The sequence below is a fragment of the Pseudomonas sp. A2 genome, from assembly GCF_023100865.1.
In the GTDB taxonomy this organism is placed as follows: domain Bacteria; phylum Pseudomonadota; class Gammaproteobacteria; order Pseudomonadales; family Pseudomonadaceae; genus Aquipseudomonas; species Aquipseudomonas asiatica.
Genome location: NZ_CP039127.1, coordinates 722,596 through 742,026, shown reverse-complemented (window position 1 = coordinate 742,026; position 19,431 = coordinate 722,596). Strand labels below are relative to the sequence as shown.

The 19,431-nt window shown below is 65.2% G+C and carries 18 protein-coding genes; 13 read left to right on the top strand and 5 right to left on the bottom strand.

Annotated elements, in window-relative coordinates; all coding sequences use genetic code 11:
- Positions 1-224: 224 nt before the first annotated feature.
- Positions 225-422, bottom strand: coding sequence for a cation transporter (locus tag E5221_RS03480; protein ID WP_015268835.1), 198 nt, complete (start codon positions 420-422; stop codon positions 225-227).
- A gap of 145 nt (positions 423-567) precedes the next feature.
- Here E5221_RS03480 and E5221_RS03475 point away from each other — a divergent pair, with 145 nt between their 5' ends.
- The 4 genes from E5221_RS03475 (at position 568) to E5221_RS03460 (ending at position 5,925) form a co-directional block, all read left to right on the top strand.
- Positions 568-954, top strand: a complete 387-nt coding sequence (locus E5221_RS03475; RefSeq protein WP_061303955.1) for a hypothetical protein — start codon at positions 568-570, stop codon at positions 952-954.
- 52 nt (positions 955-1,006) lie between these two features.
- Positions 1,007-3,406, top strand: a complete 2,400-nt coding sequence (locus E5221_RS03470) for a heavy metal translocating P-type ATPase (RefSeq protein ID WP_247846865.1) — start codon at positions 1,007-1,009, stop codon at positions 3,404-3,406.
- Positions 3,403-3,813, top strand: coding sequence for a Cu(I)-responsive transcriptional regulator (cueR, locus tag E5221_RS03465; RefSeq protein ID WP_023663456.1), 411 nt, complete (start codon positions 3,403-3,405; stop codon positions 3,811-3,813). Before E5221_RS03470 ends, cueR begins: the two co-directional genes overlap by 4 nt.
- Before the next feature lie 168 nt (positions 3,814-3,981).
- Entirely contained in the window at positions 3,982-5,925 is a 1,944-nt protein-coding gene (locus E5221_RS03460; RefSeq protein ID WP_247846864.1) for a methyl-accepting chemotaxis protein, read from the top strand.
- 127 nt (positions 5,926-6,052) lie between these two features.
- Here E5221_RS03460 and E5221_RS03455 read toward each other — a convergent pair whose 3' ends face one another.
- Together E5221_RS03455 and E5221_RS03450 are read right to left on the bottom strand one after the other, a co-directional pair.
- Positions 6,053-6,832 carry a helix-turn-helix transcriptional regulator gene (locus E5221_RS03455; protein WP_013970732.1) on the bottom strand — a complete coding sequence of 260 codons (780 nt, stop codon included), beginning with the start codon at positions 6,830-6,832 and terminating at the stop codon, positions 6,053-6,055.
- Between the two features lie 39 nt (positions 6,833-6,871).
- The gene (locus E5221_RS03450; protein ID WP_247846863.1) at positions 6,872-8,149 is read right to left on the bottom strand and encodes an acetyl-CoA C-acetyltransferase; all 1,278 of its coding nucleotides are present in this window, start codon (positions 8,147-8,149) and stop codon (positions 6,872-6,874) included.
- Positions 8,150-8,267: 118 nt separating this feature from the next.
- Between E5221_RS03450 and E5221_RS03445 the strand changes: the two genes are divergently transcribed.
- The 8 genes from E5221_RS03445 to E5221_RS03410 all read left to right on the top strand — a co-directional run bounded on the left by E5221_RS03445 (position 8,268) and on the right by E5221_RS03410 (position 14,611).
- Positions 8,268-9,620, top strand: a complete 1,353-nt coding sequence (locus E5221_RS03445) for a 3-oxoacyl-ACP reductase (protein ID WP_247846862.1) — start codon at positions 8,268-8,270, stop codon at positions 9,618-9,620.
- Between the two features lie 2 nt (positions 9,621-9,622).
- On the top strand, positions 9,623-10,474 hold the full coding sequence (locus E5221_RS03440) for a MaoC/PaaZ C-terminal domain-containing protein (RefSeq protein WP_247846861.1): 852 nt from the start codon (positions 9,623-9,625) through the stop codon (positions 10,472-10,474).
- 190 nt (positions 10,475-10,664) lie between these two features.
- Positions 10,665-10,970, top strand: a complete 306-nt coding sequence (locus tag E5221_RS03435; RefSeq protein ID WP_013970728.1) for a MazG-like family protein — start codon at positions 10,665-10,667, stop codon at positions 10,968-10,970.
- Positions 10,967-11,716, top strand: a complete 750-nt coding sequence (locus tag E5221_RS03430; protein ID WP_015268825.1) for a methyltransferase domain-containing protein — start codon at positions 10,967-10,969, stop codon at positions 11,714-11,716. Before E5221_RS03435 ends, E5221_RS03430 begins: the two co-directional genes overlap by 4 nt.
- A 21-nt stretch (positions 11,717-11,737) precedes the next feature.
- Positions 11,738-12,373 (top strand): DUF4136 domain-containing protein, encoded by a 636-nt coding sequence (locus E5221_RS03425; RefSeq protein WP_003257064.1) that lies wholly within the window; start codon positions 11,738-11,740, stop codon positions 12,371-12,373.
- 19 nt (positions 12,374-12,392) lie between these two features.
- Positions 12,393-12,962 (top strand): DUF4136 domain-containing protein, encoded by a 570-nt coding sequence (locus tag E5221_RS03420; RefSeq protein ID WP_039614657.1) that lies wholly within the window; start codon positions 12,393-12,395, stop codon positions 12,960-12,962.
- 280 nt (positions 12,963-13,242) lie between these two features.
- Positions 13,243-13,713: an A24 family peptidase gene (locus E5221_RS03415; RefSeq protein ID WP_013970724.1), complete on the top strand. Its 471-nt coding sequence runs from the start codon at positions 13,243-13,245 to the stop codon at positions 13,711-13,713.
- Positions 13,714-13,837: 124 nt separating this feature from the next.
- Positions 13,838-14,611 carry a response regulator transcription factor gene (locus E5221_RS03410; RefSeq protein ID WP_024086200.1) on the top strand — a complete coding sequence of 258 codons (774 nt, stop codon included), beginning with the start codon at positions 13,838-13,840 and terminating at the stop codon, positions 14,609-14,611.
- A 135-nt stretch (positions 14,612-14,746) separates the two neighbouring features.
- Here the strand turns inward: E5221_RS03410 and E5221_RS03405 are convergent, their stop codons facing one another.
- Complete coding sequence (locus E5221_RS03405) at positions 14,747-16,411, bottom strand: POTRA domain-containing protein (protein WP_247846860.1); 1,665 nt, start codon at positions 16,409-16,411, stop codon at positions 14,747-14,749.
- Positions 16,412-16,636: 225 nt separating this feature from the next.
- A complete protein-coding gene (gene pbpC, locus E5221_RS03400; protein ID WP_247846859.1) occupies positions 16,637-18,991 on the bottom strand; it encodes a peptidoglycan glycosyltransferase PbpC in 2,355 nt (784 codons plus the stop codon).
- A 77-nt stretch (positions 18,992-19,068) separates the two neighbouring features.
- On the opposite strand from pbpC, the gene E5221_RS03395 reads away from it, so the two are divergent.
- The gene (locus E5221_RS03395) at positions 19,069-19,362 is read left to right on the top strand and encodes a hypothetical protein (protein ID WP_013970720.1); all 294 of its coding nucleotides are present in this window, start codon (positions 19,069-19,071) and stop codon (positions 19,360-19,362) included.
- Positions 19,363-19,431: the final 69 nt, after the last annotated feature.

The window sequence follows — 19,431 nt, the reverse complement described above, 5'->3', positions numbered from 1 at the left end:
TAGCAGGCTAAGCAAGTGCTCGATTCTACCTGCTGCGGGCCCTATCGACATGAAAACATTTGCAACAATACAGGCCCTCGCGCGGCCCCTGTAGGAGCGGCCTTGTGTCGCGATGGGCCGCAAAGCGGCCCCAGCAAGTCATGCATCGATGCCAATATCCTGGGGCCGCCTTGCGGCCCATCGCGACACAAGGCCGCTCCTACAGAGTTCAGCGCATAGCCTGATCAGGCTACGTCGGCCTGATAACCCTCATCGCGAATGGCCGTGAGGATCTGCTCCTGAGCCAACTCGCTCTGCACCCGTACCTGCCTGGCCGCCAGATCGACCTCCACCTTGGCCGCGGCATCCTGTTCCTGCACCGCCCGGGTCACGGCTTTCACGCAATGGCCACAGGTCATGCCTTGTACATTGAACACTTGCATGGGGGTTACCTCCTTCGGGTTTTCCACAAGTCTCAAGCTTGCCATCGGGGCAAGGTCAAGACTTGCCGACACCAGCTGGGGTGGAAATCCGCGCGCGCGTCGGCCAAGCTGCGCCTTTGATGATCAGGCAAGCAGGAGATTCTTCATGTTCAGGGCAGCATTGGGCGTCGTCGGGCTATTGAGCACGCTGGCTGCAGTGCCACCGGCCAGCGCCGAGGGCAACTCGGACTACAGTGTGCTGATCATTTCCCGGGAGCGTCTGGAAGTGGCCACCAGTTGCGAAATCGGCATCTACCTCAACGACCAGCTCTCCGGGCGCGTGTTCCAGGAGCAGTCCACCTCGTTCAACCTGCCACCCGGCCCGGTGGACGTGCGCCTGCGCCTGCTGCCCGGGCAAATGCCCGGCTGCGCCCCGGGTGTCGAGGACCAACGCAGCACGCGACTGAACCTGCAGGCGGGCCAGATCAACAAATACCGCATCGCCATGGGGCAATATGGGCTGGAGTTGAAGCGAGCCGGCCTGGGCTATTGACCTTACCTGCGTGGCAAGGTTGATGCTGGAGGCCTGTCCAAGGAGGAGAGCCATGCCCGCATCCACCACATACGACCTGCCGATCTCCGGCATGACCTGCGCCAGTTGTGCCGGCCGGGTCGAACGCGCCCTGCGCAAGGTCACCGGCACTGAACAGGTCAGCGTCAACCTCGCCACCGAACAGGCCCGGGTCCAGGCCCCGGTCAACAGTCTGCCCGCGCTGGTCGAGGCCATACGCGAAGCCGGCTATGGCGTGCCCACCCGCACCGTCGAACTGCAGATTGGCGGCATGACCTGCGCCAGTTGCGTCGGCCGCGTAGAGCGCGCTCTCGGCAAGCTGCCGGGTGTTGAACGGGTCAGCGTCAACCTGGCCAGCGAACGCGCTCACCTCGAAGTGCTCGCGGCCCTCGACGACAACCTGCTGATCGACGCCGTGCAAAAGGCCGGCTACAGCGCCAGCCTGCCGCAAACCGCCAAGGACGACCAGCACGCTGCCCAGCACCGCCTGCGTAACGAACGCCTGGCGGTCGGCGCAGCGTTGCTGCTCGCCCTGCCGCTGGTGGTACCAATGGTGGTGCAGCCGTTTGGCGTGCACTGGATGTTGCCAGCGTGGGTGCAGTTCCTGCTGGCCACACCGGTGCAGTTCATTCTCGGCGCGCGGTTCTACGTGGCCGCCTGGAAAGCCGTGCGCGCCGGGACTGGCAACATGGACCTGCTGGTAGCCCTGGGCACCAGCGCCGGCTACGGCCTGAGCCTGTACCAGTGGGCGCAAGCCCCCGCCGGCATGGCCCCTCACCTGTACTTCGAAGCTTCGGCCGTGGTGATTGCCCTGGTGCTGCTGGGCAAGTACCTGGAAAGCCGTGCCAAGCGCCAGACTGCCAGCGCCATCCGTGCCCTCGAGGCCCTGCGCCCGGAACGGGCCGTGCGCCTGGTCGATGGCCGGGAAGAAGACGTGGCCATTGCCCAACTGCGCCTCGGCGACCTGGTACTGGTCAAACCCGGCGAGCGCTTCCCGGTCGATGGCGTGGTGGAAGACGGCAGCAGCCATGCCGATGAAGCCCTGATCAGCGGCGAGAGCCTGCCGGTGCCCAAGCAGCCCGGCGACAGCGTCACCGGTGGCGCCATCAACGGCGAAGGCCGGCTGCTGGTACGCACCAAGGCACTGGGTACCGAAACCGTGCTGGCACGCATCATCCGCCTGGTGGAAGACGCCCAGGCGGCCAAGGCACCGATCCAGAAGCTGGTCGACCGGGTCAGCCAGGTATTCGTCCCGGCCGTGCTGGTACTGGCGCTGATCACCCTGGTCGGTTGGTGGCTGGCTGGCGCGCCACTGGAAACCGCGCTGATCAATGCCGTCGCGGTACTGGTCATCGCCTGCCCCTGCGCCCTCGGCCTGGCCACACCCGCCGCGATCATGGCCGGCACCGGGGTCGCCGCCCGCCATGGCATCCTGATCAAGGACGCCGAAGCGCTGGAGCGCGCCCATGCGGTCAACCGCGTGGTGTTCGACAAGACCGGCACCCTCACCTCCGGCAGCCCGCGCGTTGTCCACAGCCAGGCGCAGGTGGGCAGCAGCGCCGACCTGCACCGCCTGGCCGGTGCCCTGCAGCGCGGCAGCGAACACCCGCTGGCCAAGGCGGTACTGGATGCCTGTGCCGAACAGGGCCTGGACGTGCCTGGGGTTACCGACAGCCAGTCGCTGACCGGGCGTGGTATTGCCGGGCGCGTGGAAGGCCGCGAGCTGGCCCTGGGCAACCGCCGCCTGCTCGATGAAAGCGCCCTGCCACCCGGCGACCTGGCCGCCAAGGCCCAGGCCTGGGAAGCCGAGGGGCGCACCCTGTCATGGCTTATCGAACGCGGCGCGCAGCCGCGTGTGCTGGGCCTGTTCGCCTTTGGTGACAGCCTCAAGCCCGGCGCCGCGCAGGCAATCGATACCCTGCATGCGCAACACATCAGCAGCCACCTGCTGACCGGCGACAACCGCGGCAGCGCCAAAGTGGTGGCCGATGCCCTGGGCATCGACGACGTGCATGCCGAAGTGCTGCCGGCCGACAAGGCCGCGACCGTGGCCGCGCTCAAGCAGGATGGCGTGGTCGCCATGGTCGGTGATGGCATCAATGATGCGCCGGCGCTGGCCGCCGCCGATATCGGCATTGCCATGGGGGGCGGTACCGACGTGGCCATGCAGGCCGCCGGCATCACCCTGATGCGCGGCGACCCACGCCTGGTACCGGCCGCCCTGGAGATCAGCCGCAAGACCTATGCGAAGATCCGCCAGAACCTGTTCTGGGCGTTCATCTATAACCTGATCGGCATCCCGCTGGCCGCGCTGGGTTACCTCAACCCGGTACTGGCCGGCGCCGCCATGGCCCTGTCCAGCGTCAGCGTGGTGAGCAACGCGCTGTGGCTCAAGGCGTGGAAACCCACCAGCAACACCCAGGAGGCCCCATGAACATAGGCCAGGCCGCCCGCCGCAGCGGGCTCAGCACCAAGATGATCCGTTACTACGAGTCCATCGGCCTGCTCAAACCCGCCACGCGCAGTGACAGCGGCTACCGCCTTTACCAGGCGGAAGACTTGCACAGCCTGGCCTTCATCAAGCGCTCCCGCGACCTGGGCTTTTCCCTCGAGGAGGTCGGCAAGCTGTTGACCTTGTGGCAGGACCGCCAGCGTGCCAGCGCCGATGTGAAAGCGCTGGCCATGCAGCACATCGATGAGCTGAACCGGCGCATCGAAGAGCTGGTGAGCCTGCGCGACACCCTTGGCGAACTGGTATCGCACTGCCAGGGAGACGAGCGCCCGGACTGCCCGATCCTCAAGGATCTGGCCAATGGGACTGCTGGTGGCTGCTGTCACTGAGCCACCCGCAACGCTTTTGGTATGCCATATACGTCCAAACACGACCGAATAGTCACCAACTGCGACTTTATCCAATAAATACGGGCGTTTCCCTACATTAAACCCGGATGCTGCCGATGCAATTGTTACCTGCCTCGTGTGTCGAAAATAACAAATCCGGGAGCGTCGATGAGCATCAAACAGAAACTGACCTGGGCATTCGCGGTCATCGCCGGCTTGCCCATCGTCCTAGTGGCCACCCTTGTGGTCCTCAACCTGCGTGGCGAAGCCCGCGACGGATTCCTCGATGGCAGCAGCCGGGAAATCCGCCAGGTCAGCAACGCGATGAACATCTTCTTCCAGGGCATCAACCAGAACGTCGAGTACCTGGCTGCGCAGCCGATGGTCGCCGCCACGGGTAGCGAACTGAACAAGTACATGAGCGCAGCCCCGTCCTATGAACTGGGCGAGCAGGCCAGCAAGCTGCTGGAGTTCATGACCCGCCTGGCCACCACGCATCCCAGCTATGCGTACCTGTCCTATGGGGTGAATGACGGTGGCTATGTCGGCTGGCCGGCCGGGCAGAAGTTCGTCAATTACGACCCGCGCACCCGCCCCTGGTACCAATTGGCCATGGCCAACCCTGGCAAAACCTTGCGTACCGGCGCCTACTACTGGGCTGCCGACGACGCCGTGCTGGTCAGCACCGTGCGCACCGTCGCCAACCAATTGGGCAACCCTGGCGGCGTGGTCAACGTCGACGTCTCGCTCAAAGGCCTTACCGAGATCGTCCAGCAGATCAAGCTGGGCGAAAGCGGCTACGTGCTACTGGTGGAAAACAACGGCAACGTATTGGTCGACCCTCGTGACGCCAAGCATAACTTCAAGCAACTGGCGAGCTTTGGCGACGGGTACGCCGAGCTGGCCAAGCACGGCAAGGGGCTGGCCGAAGTGGCGCTGAATGGTGTGCGCTACATGGCCAACATCTACCCGGACGAACAGCTTGGCTGGACCCTGATCGGCCTGATCGAACAAAGCGAAGTGATGCAGACCACCACCCGCCTGACCTGGCTGATCGGCGTGGTGGCCCTGGTACTGGCCGCGCTGTTCGCCGTGGTCGGTGCCACCTTCGCCAAGCTGATCGTACGCCCGATCAACAGCGTCACCAGCGGCCTGGAAGATATCGCCCAGGGCGAGGGCGACCTGACCCGCAACCTGGAGATCCGTGGCCGCGACGAAACCGCACAACTGGCCAGCTGGTTCAACCAGTTCCTCGGTGCCATTCGCAGCCTGATCCAGCACATCGGTGCTGCCGCCAGCAAGATCCTCAGCACCTCCAGCAGCTCGACCCGCGTTTCCAGCGACATGGCCGAAGCCGCAGGCCGCCAGCGCGAAGCGGTGGACATGGTCTCTACAGCCTTCCACGAAATGGTCGCCACCGCCAACGAAGTGGCACGTTCCTGCCGCCAGGCGGCACAGTCGGCCGACAGCGGCCAGCAACAGGCCCGCGAAGGCCAGCAGCAGATCGATGCCGCGGTACATAGCGTTGACCGCCTGAGCCAGGAAATCGAGCAGTCGGCGCAGTCGATCCAGCAACTGGAGCGTGACAGCAACGCCATCCAGTCGATCCTCGGCACCATTCGCTCGATTGCCGAGCAGACCAACCTGCTGGCGCTCAACGCCGCCATCGAAGCGGCCCGTGCCGGCGAGCAGGGCCGTGGCTTTGCCGTGGTTGCCGACGAGGTGCGGGCGCTGGCCAAGCGCACTGCCGACTCCACCGCCGAGATCGACGGCCTGCTGGGCAACCTGGCCAGCCGCACTGCCGAAGTGGCTGCACAGATGCACGCCAGCCTGGAGGTTTCGCAGCAGTCGGTGAGCCGCATCGGCCTGGCCCGTGACAGCTTCGGGCAGATCCGCGAGTCGGTGGATGTGATCCGCGACATGAACACCCAGATTGCCACGGCGGCCGAAGAGCAGCACCAGGTGGCCGAAGACATCAACCGGCACATCAGCCAGATTCACGGCGATGCGCAGCTGGTGGCCGAACTGGCCCAGGCGGCGCGGATGGATTCGGAGAGCCTGGCCGGGTTGTCCAATGAGCTGGATGCACTGGTGCGCAGGTTCCGTACCTGATGTGTTGCCTGCGCTGGCCTCTTCGCGGGTGAACCCGCTCCCACAGGGATCACCGCAGCTTTGCAAGCTGTGCAGTACCTGCGGGAGCGGGCGTGCCCGCGAAGAGGCCGGCACAGGCGACCAATCACTAAAGCCTCAATTCTCCCGGCGTCGCGCCGAACAATTGCTTGAATGCCGCAATGTAAGCCGAGGTGGAGTCATACCCACACCCCAACGCCGCCTCGGTCACACTCTCCCCGGCCTCCAGCAGCGCCAGCGACGACAACAGCCGCATACGCTGCCGCCAGTTGCGAAAACTCAACCCCGTCTCCCGCTGGAACAGCCGCATCAGCGTCTTCTCCGAGCAACCCAACTCTCGCGCCCACTGCTGCAACGTCTGCGACTGGTCCGGTGCAGCGATCAGACCATTGCACAGCGCCAGCAACCCCGGGTGCCGTGGCAGTGGCAACGAAAAGCCGACTTCGGGCAGCATGCGCAACTGGTCGAGCAGCACCGCCACCAGCCGCGCCTCGGCGCTATCAACCTCCGGGTATTCTGCCGGGAACAGGCAGAACTGCTTGATCAGTTCGCGCGCCAACGGGGTCACTTCCAGTACCCGGCATTGCTCCGGGGCCCACGGGCAGGCATCCCGGCGCACGTAAAGGCTGCGCATTTCGGCCTGCATCGAGGTGACCACTTCGTGTTCGGCATCGGCTGGTATCCACACGCCCCACTGGGGCGGGGCGAAGTAGCTGCCTTCCTGGGTATACACCCCGAGGACGCCGCTGATGGCATAGGAAAACTGCACCCAGTCGTGCTGGTGGCGGGTGGTCCAGGAGCCGGCGCCAAGACTTTCGGCTCGTGCATAGAGCGGCCTGGGCAGGTGGTCCAGCGCCGGAATGGGGCGGGGGTGTCCGATGATGGGCATGGTGGTTTCTTTTAGTTCTGACCAGACAAGCCTAACAGCTCAGCGCTCGACGATGACGGTCACCCCCTGCCCACCCGCAGCGCAGATCGATATCAACCCCCGCCCCTTCCCCGACCTCGCCAGCAGCTTGGCCAGGTTGGCCAATATCCGCCCCCCGGTCGCGGCAAACGGGTGCCCGGCCGCCAGCGAACTGCCCTTGACGTTGAGCTTGCTGCGGTCAATCGTCCCGAGCGGCGCATCCAGCCCCAGCCGTTCGCGGCAATAATCGGCATCTTCCCAGGCCTTGAGCGTGCACAGCACCTGGGCAGCAAAGGCTTCGTGAATCTCGTAATAGTCAAAGTCCTGCAGCGTCAGGCCATTGCGCGCCAGCAGCCGCGGCACCGCATACACCGGCGCCATCAACAGCCCTTCGCGACCAGTAACGAAATCCACCGCAGCGGTTTCACCATCGACCAGATAGGCCAGCACCGACAGCCCCTGCTGCTCGGCCCATTCCTCGCTGCCCAGCAACACCAGCGAAGCACCATCGGTCAGCGGTGTGGAGTTGCCCGCCGTCAGCGTGCCCTGCCCGCTGCGGTCGAAGGCTGGCTTGAGCTTGGCCAATTGTTCCAGGGTCAGGTCGGGGCGCAGGTTGTTATCACGGGTCAACGACAGAAACGGCGTCAGCAGGTCATCCTGCCACCCTTCGGCGTACGCGGCAGCCAGCGCCTGGTGGCTCAGCAGCGCCAGCTCGTCCTGCTCGGCACGGCCAATGCGCCAGGCCTGGGCCATGCGTTCGCAATGCTCGCCCATAGACAAACCGGTGCGCGGCTCACCGCTGCGCGGTAATTCGGGTTTCAGGTGGTGAGGACGCAGCTTGAGAAATGGCTTGAGCCGTTCGCCCAGGCTCTTGCCACGGTTGGCCTGCAACAGGATGTGGCGCAGGCCTTCGCTGACCGCAATCGGCGCATCGGAGGTGGTGTCCACGCCGCCGGCTATGCCGCAGTCGATCTGCCCCAGGGCAATCTTGTTGGCCACCAGCAGTGCCGCCTCTAGCCCCGTCCCGCAGGCTTGCTGGATGTCATAGGCTGGCGTCAGCGGCGACAGGCGCGAACCCAGCACGCACTCACGTGTCAGGTTCATGTCTCGTGAGTGCTTGAGCACAGCGCCAGCCACCACCTCCCCCACGCGCAACCCATGCAGGCGGTAGCGTTCGATCAGCCCTTCGAGGGCGACGGTTAGCATCGCCTGGTTGCTGGCCGTGGCGTAGGCGCCATTGGAACGGGCGAAGGGAATTCGGTTGCCGCCCAAGATCGCGACCCGGCGAAGTGAACGCATGCGCTTGTTCCTCCTGAAACAATTTGATCCGTACAGCCTAGGTGTTTTTACCGCATTCGAACGACCTTGCCACAAAGTTGGTCCACACTTTCAAGCTTGCCTTCCGGGAGACCCACTCATGAGCGATCGCTACCTCGGCTTTGCCAACTCCAACCTCGGCCGCCGTCTTGTGGAAGCCCTTGGCCTGCCACACCCGACGCCGCTGGAGCGCTGGCAGGCCGGCCGCCTGCGCCCGGTCGAAGGTGCCCTGGTACTGGGTGGCGGGCCACTGGCGAGCCAGGTCGAAGCCATTGCCCCGCGCCTGACCGACACGCTTTACAGCTTCAATACCGACAACCTCCAGGCCGAAGCGTGGGTGGCTGGCCTGGGGCCGAAGATCAAGGCCGTGGTATTCGATGCCAGTCACCTGTCCGACAGCGACGCGTTGAAGCAGTTGCGCGAATTTTTCCAGCCACTGCTGCGCAGCCTGGCATCGTGCGCCCATGTGGTGCTGCTGGGCCGCGCGCCAGAAAGCCTCGACGACCCGTTGGCCAGCATTGCCCAACGAGCCCTGGAAGGCTTCAGCCGCTCGCTGGCCAAGGAACTGCGCAACGGTGCGACCGCGCAGTTGCTGTATGTCGGCCCCGGCGCGGAGGACCAGCTGGAAGGCGCCCTGCGCTTCTTCCTCTCGCCCAAAAGCGCTTTTATCTCTGGCCAGGTGCTGCGCCTGCATGCCTGCGCCAGCCAGGTCGAGGACTGGACCCGGCCGCTGGCTGGGCGCCGCGCCCTGGTGACCGGTGCCGCGCGCGGCATCGGTGCCGCCATTGCCGAAACCCTGGCGCGGGACGGTGCCGACGTACTGCTGCTGGATGTGCCCCAAGCCAGCCAGGATCTCGACGCCCTGGCCGCGCGCTTGGGCGGCAAGGCGCTGCCCTTGGACATCTGCGCCGGCGACGCGGCAACGCAACTGCTTGCGGCCCTGCCCGACGGCGTCGACATCGTGGTGCACAATGCCGGTATCACACGCGACAAGACCTTGGCCAACATGACCCCGGAATACTGGGACGCGGTGCTGGCGGTAAACCTCAAGGCACCGCAGGTGCTGACACAGGCGCTGTACGACAACGGCGCCCTGGGTGAGAACGCGCGCATCACCCTGCTGGCCTCGGTCAGCGGTATCGCCGGCAACCGCGGGCAGGCCAACTATGCCGCGAGCAAGGCCGGGCTGATCGGCTTGGCCCAGGCGTGGGCGCCCCGGCTCGCCGAGCGCGGCGGCAGCATCAATGCCGTGGCACCCGGTTTCATCGAAACCCACATGACCGCCGCCATGCCCATGGGCCTGCGCGAGGCCGGGCGACGCTTGAGTTCGCTTGGCCAGGGCGGCCGCCCGCAGGATGTCGCCGAAGCCATCGCCTGGCTCAGCCAGCCGGGCTCCGGTGCAGTCAACGGCCAGGTGCTGCGGGTATGCGGCCAGGCCTTGATGGGGGCTTGAGCATGAGCCGACACTGGCACGACCTGCACAGCCCGGCTTCGCGCGCCAGCCTGTATCTGCGCGCGGCCAGCAAGCGCACCATCAGCGGCGACAAGCTGCCGGACGACGGCCTACGCTGTTTCATTCGCGTCCAGTCGGGCAACCTGGCCGCCTATCGTCGGCTGTGCCACTTCACCGACGATGGCCGCCTGCCGGGTACTTATCCACATGTCATGGCGTTCAGGCTGCAGCTGCAGTTGATGACCGCGCCCAACTTCCCCTTCCCGCTGCTTGGCCTGGTGCACCTGCACAACCGCATCGAAGTGATGCGCCCGCTGGGCGGTATCGAAGGGCTGCGCTTTGCGGTGCATGCAGGGAATCTGCAAGCGCATGCCAAGGGCGGTACCTTCGACCTGGTCACCGAAGCCGAAGACGGCATCGGCCTGCTCTGGCGCGAGACCAGCCGCATGTTGGTGCGCGGGTTGAAGCTGGAAAGCGAGGCAGGTGAGCCTGCCGAGGACGAACCGCAAGCGTTGCCAGAGGCGACCCGCTGGTACGCCGACAGCGATATCGGCCGGCGTTATGCCAAGGTCTGCGGGGACTACAACCCGATCCACCTCAGCGCGGCCAGTGCCCGGCTGTTCGGCTTCCCCACGGCCATTGCCCATGGCATGTGGAGCAAGGCCATGGCCCTGGCGGCACTGCGCGGGCACCTGCCGCACAGTGGCTTTGCCTTCGAGGTGGATTTCCGCAAGCCGGTGCGGTTGCCATCGGAGGTGATGCTCGGTGCCAGTGAGGCGGGGGCTGCGGGAGAGCTGCGGCTGGATGGGCATGGAGGCATGTTGCATATGGTCGGGCGCTGGGCCCCCCTGTAGGAGCGGCCTTGTGTCGCGATGGGCCGCAAAGCGGCCCCGGCGATGCCAGCGGCGAAGCTGATAATTTGGGGCCGCTTCGCGCCCCATCGCGACACAAGGCCGCTTCTACAGGGACCATGTCTGTCTTGGCGGTATACGCTTGCTTTGCATCGGGCCTGCGCAGAAGCTATGCAGCATTAGGAGACCCCCGATGAACCTGCAAGAACTCACCCAACGCCTGCACCAGATCCGCGACAACAACGACTGGCGCGGCTTTCACAGCCCGAAGAACCTCGCCATGGCCGCCAGTGTCGAAATGGCCGAGCTGGTGGAAATCTTCCAGTGGCTGAGCGAAGACCAATCGCGCCAGCTGCCAGCCGATAAGCTGGCCCATGCCGGCCAGGAAATCGGCGATGTGGTGCTCTACCTGTTGCTGCTGTGCAGCGAACTTGGCCTGGACATGGACCAGGTAGTGCGAGCCAAGCTGGCCGACAGCGAGAGGCGCTTCGCCCGATGAACGACCGTCACTTCGATGAGCTGGCTACCCGCTTTGCCGAAAAGATCTACGGCGGCGCCAAGGGCGCGATCCGCCTGGCCGTGCTGCAGGCCGACCTGGCCGAAGCCCTGCCTGACCGCCCGCTGCGCATCCTCGACATCGGTGCCGGGTTGGGTCACATGGCTTTGTGGCTGGCCCAGCGCGGCCACCAGCTGACCCTGGCCGAACCCGCCGCGCCGATGCTCGACGGCGCACGGGCGCGCTTTGCCGAAGCCGGCCAACCGGCCACCTTCATACAGGCCCCCTGGCAAGACCTGCTTGGCCAGCTGACCGAACCCTACGATCTGGTGCTATGCCACGCAGTACTCGAGTGGCTGGCCGAGCCCGAAAGCATCCTGCCGGTGCTGCACCAGCTCACGGCCCCTTCCGGGTGGCTGTCGCTGGCCTTCTACAACCGAGACGCCCTGGTCTATCGCAACCTGCTCAAGGGCCATTTCCGCAAGTTGCGCAGCAACCGGCTGGAAGGTGAAAAGCAGAGCCTGACCCCGCAAAAACCGCTTGATCCACGGGAACTCAGGGCGCAACTTGATCCTATGTGGCAGGTTGAAAGCGAAAGTGGCGTGCGGGTGTTCCACGACTACATGCCCAAGGAATTCCAAGGCAAGGCCGAGCTGCTCGACCTGCTGGAAATGGAACTGGCCTACCGTCGCCACCCCAGCTTCGCCGGGCTCGGCCGCTACCTGCACTGGGTCTGCCGCCCCCGTTGACCTGCCCGCCGGGAGGAATACATGCCGTACCGTCTGTTGTGCCTGGCCGTGCTGCCGCTTGCCCTGGCTGGCTGCCAGGGCAGCAACCCCTACGTGGCCAGCAGCCGCCCGTTACCACCGGCACCGGCCCAGGCGGCCAGCACCTTCGATGCCAGTGCCTACCCGACACCGGCCCGTGATTACGGGCACTACCGTAGCTGGAGCTGGCTCAACGGCCAGTTGCCCAGTGGCTCGGTCGATACCGACCCGGCGCAACTGGCCGATGCCGTCAGCGGCGCACTGGACCAGCATGGCCTGCGTCCCGCCCGGGGCGGCCCCGGCGACTTGCTGGTCAGCGCCGACATACGCCTGGAAAAGCGCTTGCGCCAGGTACGTGACTACGATGCCTACGACCCTTACTACGGCCCGTATCCCTATGGCGGTGTCGGCTATGGCGGCTACCGCCATGGCTATGGGGGCTATGCCAGCGTGCCCATAGTGCGCACCTACGAAGTGCAGGTGATGGTGGTGCGTATCGACCTGTACGACGCCCGCAGCGGCCAGCCGGTATGGAGTGCCAGTGCCGAAAGCGGCAGCGACAAGGACTCGCCGCGTGAACGCGAAAGCGCCCTGCGCGATTCTGTGCACAAGGCGCTCAACGGCTATCCTCCCAGTTGATAACCAACGGAGAACCATCATGTTGCGCCGTCTCGTTCTACTGTCATTCGCGTTGTTGCTCGCCGCCTGCTCCAGCAATAACGTCCAGCAGGATTTCGATGCCAGCCGTGACTTTGCCGCCTACCGCAGCTGGGCATGGCAGGAACCGGGCCTGCAGTACCGCCCGGATGACCCACGAATCAAGAGCGACCTGACCGAGCAGCGCATTCGCCAGGCAGTTGCAAGCCAACTCGACCAGCGTGGCCTGCGCCCGGTACAAGGCGGCGCCCGGCCGGACGTGACAGTGCGCGCGTACCTGATCGTCGAGCAGCGCCAGCAACAGATCACCACCAACTACGGCGGTGGCTGGGGAGGCTACTGGGGCGGCTACTGGGGTGGCCCGATGTACAACGAAACGCGCAGCGTCGACTACAAGGTCGCCACTATCCAGATCGACCTGTTCGATGGGCGTGACGGCAAGCTGGTGTGGCGCGGCAGTGCCGAGCAGATCATGAACAACTACCCACCAAGCCCTGAAGAACGTAACAGCGCTATCCAGAACACTGTGACCAAGGTGTTGGCCAACTACCCGCCGGGGAGCAAGAAGTAACACCGAACGCGGTTATGCAGGCGCCGCAGCCCCTGTGGGAGCGGGTTTACCCGCGAAGAAAACAACGCGGTGCATGGCACCGGCTTTGCCGGTGTTCGCGGGTGAACCCGCTCCCACAAGGGTCGCCTGCGAGGCCTGTTTCAACAGCGACAAAATCCATCCCGACCACGCCTTTTTGCCTTTCCCGCCCCACTCGCCCGCAAGTTCCCGTCTATCTTCACTTAAGGAAACCTGACTGACCGGGTAGATGTGTTCAACATTTGGGAAGGGCTACCTGCCAATGCAAAGCATTGTTCTTCTGCTGTGGCTTGCCTTGTGCTCCGAACAGGACGTGCGTCAACGCCAGATATCCAACATGCTCACCCTGGGTGTGGCTGCCTGTGCCCTGGCCTGGCTTTTCGCCACTGGCCGCAGCTGGATCGGCGCCGATGCCAGCGATGCCGGATGGGCGCTGGCCATAGTCATGTTGCTGACCCTGCCCGGTTACATGCTCGGCCGTTTCGGTGCCGATGACGTCAAGCTGATGGGCGCCCTGGCCCTGGCCACCAGCCCGCAATACGTACTTGGCACCTTCATCGGCGCCGGTGTCAGCGTACTGCTGTGGCTGCTTACCCGCCGGCGCCTGTGGACGTTGCTCAACCCCAAGGTAAAAAAGCGCTTGCAGGCTTTGACCGAGGAAATGGGTGACAAGCAGGCGTTCGTCCCCTATGTGCTCACCGGTTTTCTTTTGACTGCTGTATGGATCCAGTGAGCAATCTCGTGGTCCGATGGCTGTACAGAATTTGTAATTTGTACAAATCCACTACCCCCGACTATTTTTAGTTTGCAGAGCGCTTGGCCCGGGAGCAGGACCGCGTAACGACAGGGAGTTGATCGTGTCCAGAGCATTCAGTGATGTGAAGATATTGGTGGTCGATGACCAACCAGTGATAGTCGAACAATTGTGTGAGTTTCTCGAAACCAAGGGTTACCGCTGCCTGCCGGCCCACTCCACTGACGAAGCCCTGGAACGTTACCTGGCAGACGAGGCCATTGGCGTGGTCATCTGTGACCTGCACATGCCTGGTCGTGATGGTATTGAACTGGTGCGCGAACTGAAGATACAAGGCGGGCAGCGCGCGTTCGAGGCCATCATGGTGACAGGTCGAGCGGAGAAGCAGGATGTGATCCGAGCGTTGCGCGAGGGCTTTGCCGATTACTACCAGAAACCCATGGACCTCGATGAACTGCTGGAGGGCGTACGCCGCCAGGAACAGGCCGTGCAGGAGCGCCAGCGCAGCTTCCGCGAGCTGGGCGGGTTGAGCCAGCGTCTGCAAGAGCTGGCAGAGTCGATGGACGAGCTTTACCAGGACCTGCAAAAAGCCCGGGGCCAGGGCATGCACCGGCGTGCCAGCGATGTGGACGAGAGTGAAAGCGAACTGCCAGCGGCGTTCGAGAAGCTGTCGCCACGCCAGCTGGAAGTAGCCCGCCTGGTGGGCAAGGGCCAGACCAACTACCAGATCGCCTGTGAGCTGGGCATTACCGAGAATACCGTGAAGCTGTATGTGTCGCAGGTGCTGCGCCTGACCCACATGCACAACCGCACCCAGCTGGCACTGGCACTGACACCCAGTTCGTCGCCGGTGCATCAGCGGTTTACTACCCATTGAGTGACCGGTAGGCACACCGCTTTTTTGTAGGAGCAGCCTTGCGCTGCGAAAGGGCCCTCATGGCATACAAAAGATTGCGCCTGAAATGGCCTCTTTGCAGCACAAGGCTGCCCCTACAGATCCTCGGTTCACCTGTTACAACTGGATAGCCAGTTTTAACGTCATGCGCGGCGCGCGGTCCAGGCTGTCCAATGCCACATCCGCCAAAGGCTTGGCCAGCTCCAGCGCCACATTGAACAAGCGCCCATCGCCCAACCGCACACCAAGCGCCGCCGAAGCCAGGTGGGCATCCTGCACAGGCCCCCGGTTATGCCAGGCCTGCGCCGTATCAACGACCACATAGGGCTGCACCAACGCCAGCCAGTTGGCGTGCATGCTGTAATTCACCTCGTAAGCCACACCCCAGCCCTTGTCCCCGTCCGCCTGGTCGCGCGGGTAGCCACGGCCGAAACTCTGCCCGCCAAACCCCGCACGCTCGCTGTCGGGCAAGCGGTCATCACTCCAGTACAGCGCCCCGGACACCACCCCCTGCCAGTTACCGAGCAACCTGTCACTTTGCAAGCCGGAAAGCCGCAACCGCAGAAAATCCAGATCGTAGTCGGCATCGCTGCGTGCACCCAGGTAATCCAGGCCCTGATAGACCCCGGCGCTGACGATGCGCAAACGGCCCTCTTCCACCTTGCGCCAGTCGCCCTCGAATGACAGCGCACGCACGTAGGTGTCGTAGTCCCGTGCCGATGGCAACCCATCTACCCGGTCCTCGAAGTGCTCACTGACCGAATATACCTGCCCCTGCACCACCATCCATTCATCCGGCCTGACGATCACCGGCTGGCGCAGGCCGATCGCATAGCGATCGCTGTCGCGCTTGCGGGTGATGTCACGGCCATCGTCCAGACGAATCCGCGTGCCGGGTTCGCTGCGGTAGCGCGAAGCCGACAGCAGCAGCTGGCTGCCGCCCGCGTCCAGGTACTGGCTGTAGGCCAGGCGCTGGTAATGCACCTGGTCATCCCCCGGCGGCAGCAACAGGCTGGCCTCGATCTGTTCGGCAAAGCGGGTCTGGGCGTGGCTGGTTGCCGTCAGCAGCGCCTGCGCATCGTCGCGGTTGCCATCAGCAACGATAACAGCAGCGCTGAACGGCTTGCGCTGCGCATGCACGGTCAACCGCGCAGCACCATCAGCGGTTTGCGCCACGGCCAGCTGCGGCTCTATCGTTACCCCCGGCAGGCGCTCGGCCAGGCCCAGGTAGCGCTCCAGCGTTTCCCGGGTCAGCGGGCGCTCGGTTGCAAGCCGCTCCAGCAGCTGGTGCAGATAGGCGCTTGCCGGGCCGATATCGCCGACCACGCGGTAATCCCGAATATAGCCTTCGACCAGCACCACATTGACCAGGCCATCAGCCACCTCCTGCGGCGGCAGGTAGGCGTAAGACAACAGGTAGCCTTCCTGTCGATAGCGCTGGGTCAGGCGCGCGGTGTACTGCTGGAGCTCGCCCAAGGTAGTCTGGCGCCCGATCAGCGGTTGGTAGTGTTCGCGCAGGTCGCTCAGGGGGAACACCGTGCCGCCTTCGAAGCGCACTTTATGCAGCACCAGCCGGGTATTCGCAGGCGCCCGCGCGGGGCTGTCGCCATCCTCCCCGGCCAGCTGCAGGTGAGCACTGACCGGACGGTAGGCGTCTATCGGCAGGTTGGCGCCGGGCAGGCGACGTTCGTACTCATGGCTGTCGAGAAAACCTGGCAAAGGCTCGGCATGGGCCGCAAGTGCCCAAGGCAGCAACAACAGGGGCACGGCCAGAGGACGCATAGGGCGCTCCATGTTCCCTGGGGCTGCGTTGCAGCCCTTCGCGGGCGCGCCCGCTCCCACCGAGATCGCGCTTTCCTGAAGCCAGCACCAAACCTGTGGGAGCGGGCGTGCCCGCGAAGGGCCGCAAAGCGGCCCCAAATTGCTTGACTGACAGGCATCAGGGGCGCCAGCCGGTCACACCCGTTACCTGCAAGCGTAGGTGCTGCCTCGGCCCTCGTCGAACGGCTACTCGCTGACTTGGAACGCCACGCGCGCCGTCTCGCCGCTTTCATCCAGCGCGCTGATTTCGGCCTGGCCTACCTGTTGGAAGCGCACCAGCAGGCTGTCCTGGCCCTGGGTTTCGCCCAATGGCTGGCCGTTGAGGAACCACCAGCGCCGACCGCCGCCGCCAAGCGCCGACACATGCAGTTGCAACGGCTCGCTGCTGGTGGCCGGGCGGCGCAGGTTGTCGCCTGGCCGCACGCCCACGATCGAAAGCGGTGGCGCGCTGGCCGGCACCTGCGGCGGGCAGGCCGGGTCGATGGCCGGCAGGCGCGCCGCACGTCGCTCCACACGTGGCAGCCAAGGCTCCAGCGGGGCGGGCCATAGGGCGATATCGCGGGCCTTGGCGCCCGGGCAACTGCCATCGACGCGCAGCCCCTGGTCGTTGACCCATACGCTTTCGCGCAGGCCCAGGCCGAGTGGCTGGTCGGCGGCCTGCAGGGTTGGCGGCGTAGTGCCGTCCAAAGTCCAGGCGAAACGCTGACGCCGGCAGTTGGGGTCCTTTTTGCTCATCGGCTGGCCCAGTGGCCAACAGATCGCAGCCACGCCGACATTCGCCGGCACCCGCTCCACCGGCACGCTGATGCCACGCTGGCTGTCACGGTTGCTCAGCAGGTCGTGCACCTGCAGCATCAGCGGCGCTGCCGAAGCCAGCCCGAACTGGCCGGGGACCGGTGTGCCATCGGGGCGGCCAATCCATACGCCGATCAGGTAGCGCGGGCCCACGCCGATCGACCAGGCATCGCGAAAGCCGTAGCTTGTGCCCGTCTTCCACGCCAGTTGCGGGCGTTGCACCAGCTCGGCATGCGGGTCGCGGTCGGGGCGCGCCTGACCGCTGAGGATGCGCCGGATGATCCACGCCGCCCCTGGCGACAGCAGGCGCCGTTCCAGCAACGGATCCTGTGGTTGCAGGCGCACCCTCGCACTGTTGCCACCCCGCGCCAAAGCCGCGTAGCCACCCACCAGGTCCTCCAGGCGGCTGCCCGCTCCACCCAGGATCAACGACAGGTTGGGCTCGGCCAAGGGCGGCAGTATCAGCGGCATGCCCGCCATGCGCAGTTGCGCGGCAAAGCGTTTCGGGCCATAGGCCTCCAGCAGCTGCACCGCCGGCAGGTTGAGCGACAGCGCCAGCGCCGAACTGGCCGACACCGGCCCGCTGAAACCCATGGAGAAGTTGCCGGGGCGATAGTCGCCATAGCGTCGCGGCACATCCTGCAGCAACGACTCGGAATGGATCAGGCCGTCATCCAGCGCCATGCCGTAGAGGAACGGCTTGAGGGTGGAGCCCGGCGAGCGCAACGAACGCACCATGTCGACATGCCCGAAGCGGCGCTCGTCGGCCAGGTCGATCGAGCCCAGATAGGCTCGCACCGCCATGGTTTGCGCATCGACCACCAGGATGGCAGCGGAGGTGCGCTCTGGAAGCCGTGCGCGCCAGCCCAGCAGCAGGTCTTCGAGGCGCCGCTGCAGTGCGGCGTCGAGCGTGGTGCGGATCAGCGGCGGGCTGTCGGCGCTGTTCAGGCGCCGGGCCAGCAGCGGCGCAAGGGCCGGTTCCTGACGTGGCGCCAGCACCAGCGGTTCTTCGGCAGCCTCACGGATTTGCTGGGCCGGCCACACCTGGTATTCGGCCAGGCGTTGCAGCACCTTGTCCCGGGCGCGCTGGGCACGCTCGGGGTGGCGGTCCGGGCGCAGGCGGCTGGGCGCCTGGGGCAGCACGGCCAGCAGCGCCGCTTCGGCCGGGGTCAGGTGCATGGGTGACTTGCCCAGGTATGCCCAACTGGCGGCCGCCACGCCCTGCAGGGTGCCGCCGAAAGGTGCGCGGTCCAGGTAGATCTGCAGGATTTCGCGCTTGGACAAATGCCATTCCAGCTGCGCCGTGCGCCACAGCTGGCGCAGTTTGCCGGCCAGGGTGCGGTCATGCGGGTCGAGCAGGCGCGCGACCTGCATCGACAGCGTGCTGCCGCCCGACACCACACGCCCGCCACGCAGGTTCAGCCAGGCAGCACGGGCCAGGGCCAACGGGTTGACCCCGGGGTGGCTGTAGAACCAGCGGTCCTCATAGGTCAGCAACGCCTGCAGGTACAGCGGCGAAACCTCGTCGGGGCTGACCGGGTAGCGCCACACGCCATCGGCATCGGCAAAGCGCCACAACGGCGTGCCGTCCTCGGCCAGCACCACGCGGGCCAGGTCGTCTCCGGGCATGGGCAGCGGCCATAGGCGGTCGGCCAGCCACAACAGGCCGAACAGTACCAGCATGCCGATCGCCGTGACGCGCAACAGCCTGCCCGCACGGGTACGCGGCCGCGTTAAGCTTGGCATCGGGAACCGACCTGGCCAGGTGATGGCCAAAGGCTTGGGAACGGCAACATCGCCGATTCGTTCATCAGGAAGCAACTATGCATGTAGAAGGTTTTTTCGAGTGGCTGGGCCAGGCGCTGGGGTCGTTGATCCGCTTCATCGTCGACGCATTGAGCGGGCTGTTCAACCTGCTGGCCAATGCCGGTGGCAATTTCATCGATGGCCTGGCGCGCACCTTGGGCATGGAGACCTCGCTGCTCAGCATCCTCGCCCTGATCATCGGGCTGGTGCTGCTGTACTCGGCAATCCGCGCGTTCATGCGCGCCTCGATCATCCTCGGGATCATCTGGCTGTTGCTGGGGTTGTGGGTGATGAGCTGGGTGATTCACTGAACAAGGCCGGGGGCCGCCTTGCGGCCCAATCGCCGACAAGCCAGCTGCCACCTCGCCCGCGTCGCCCTC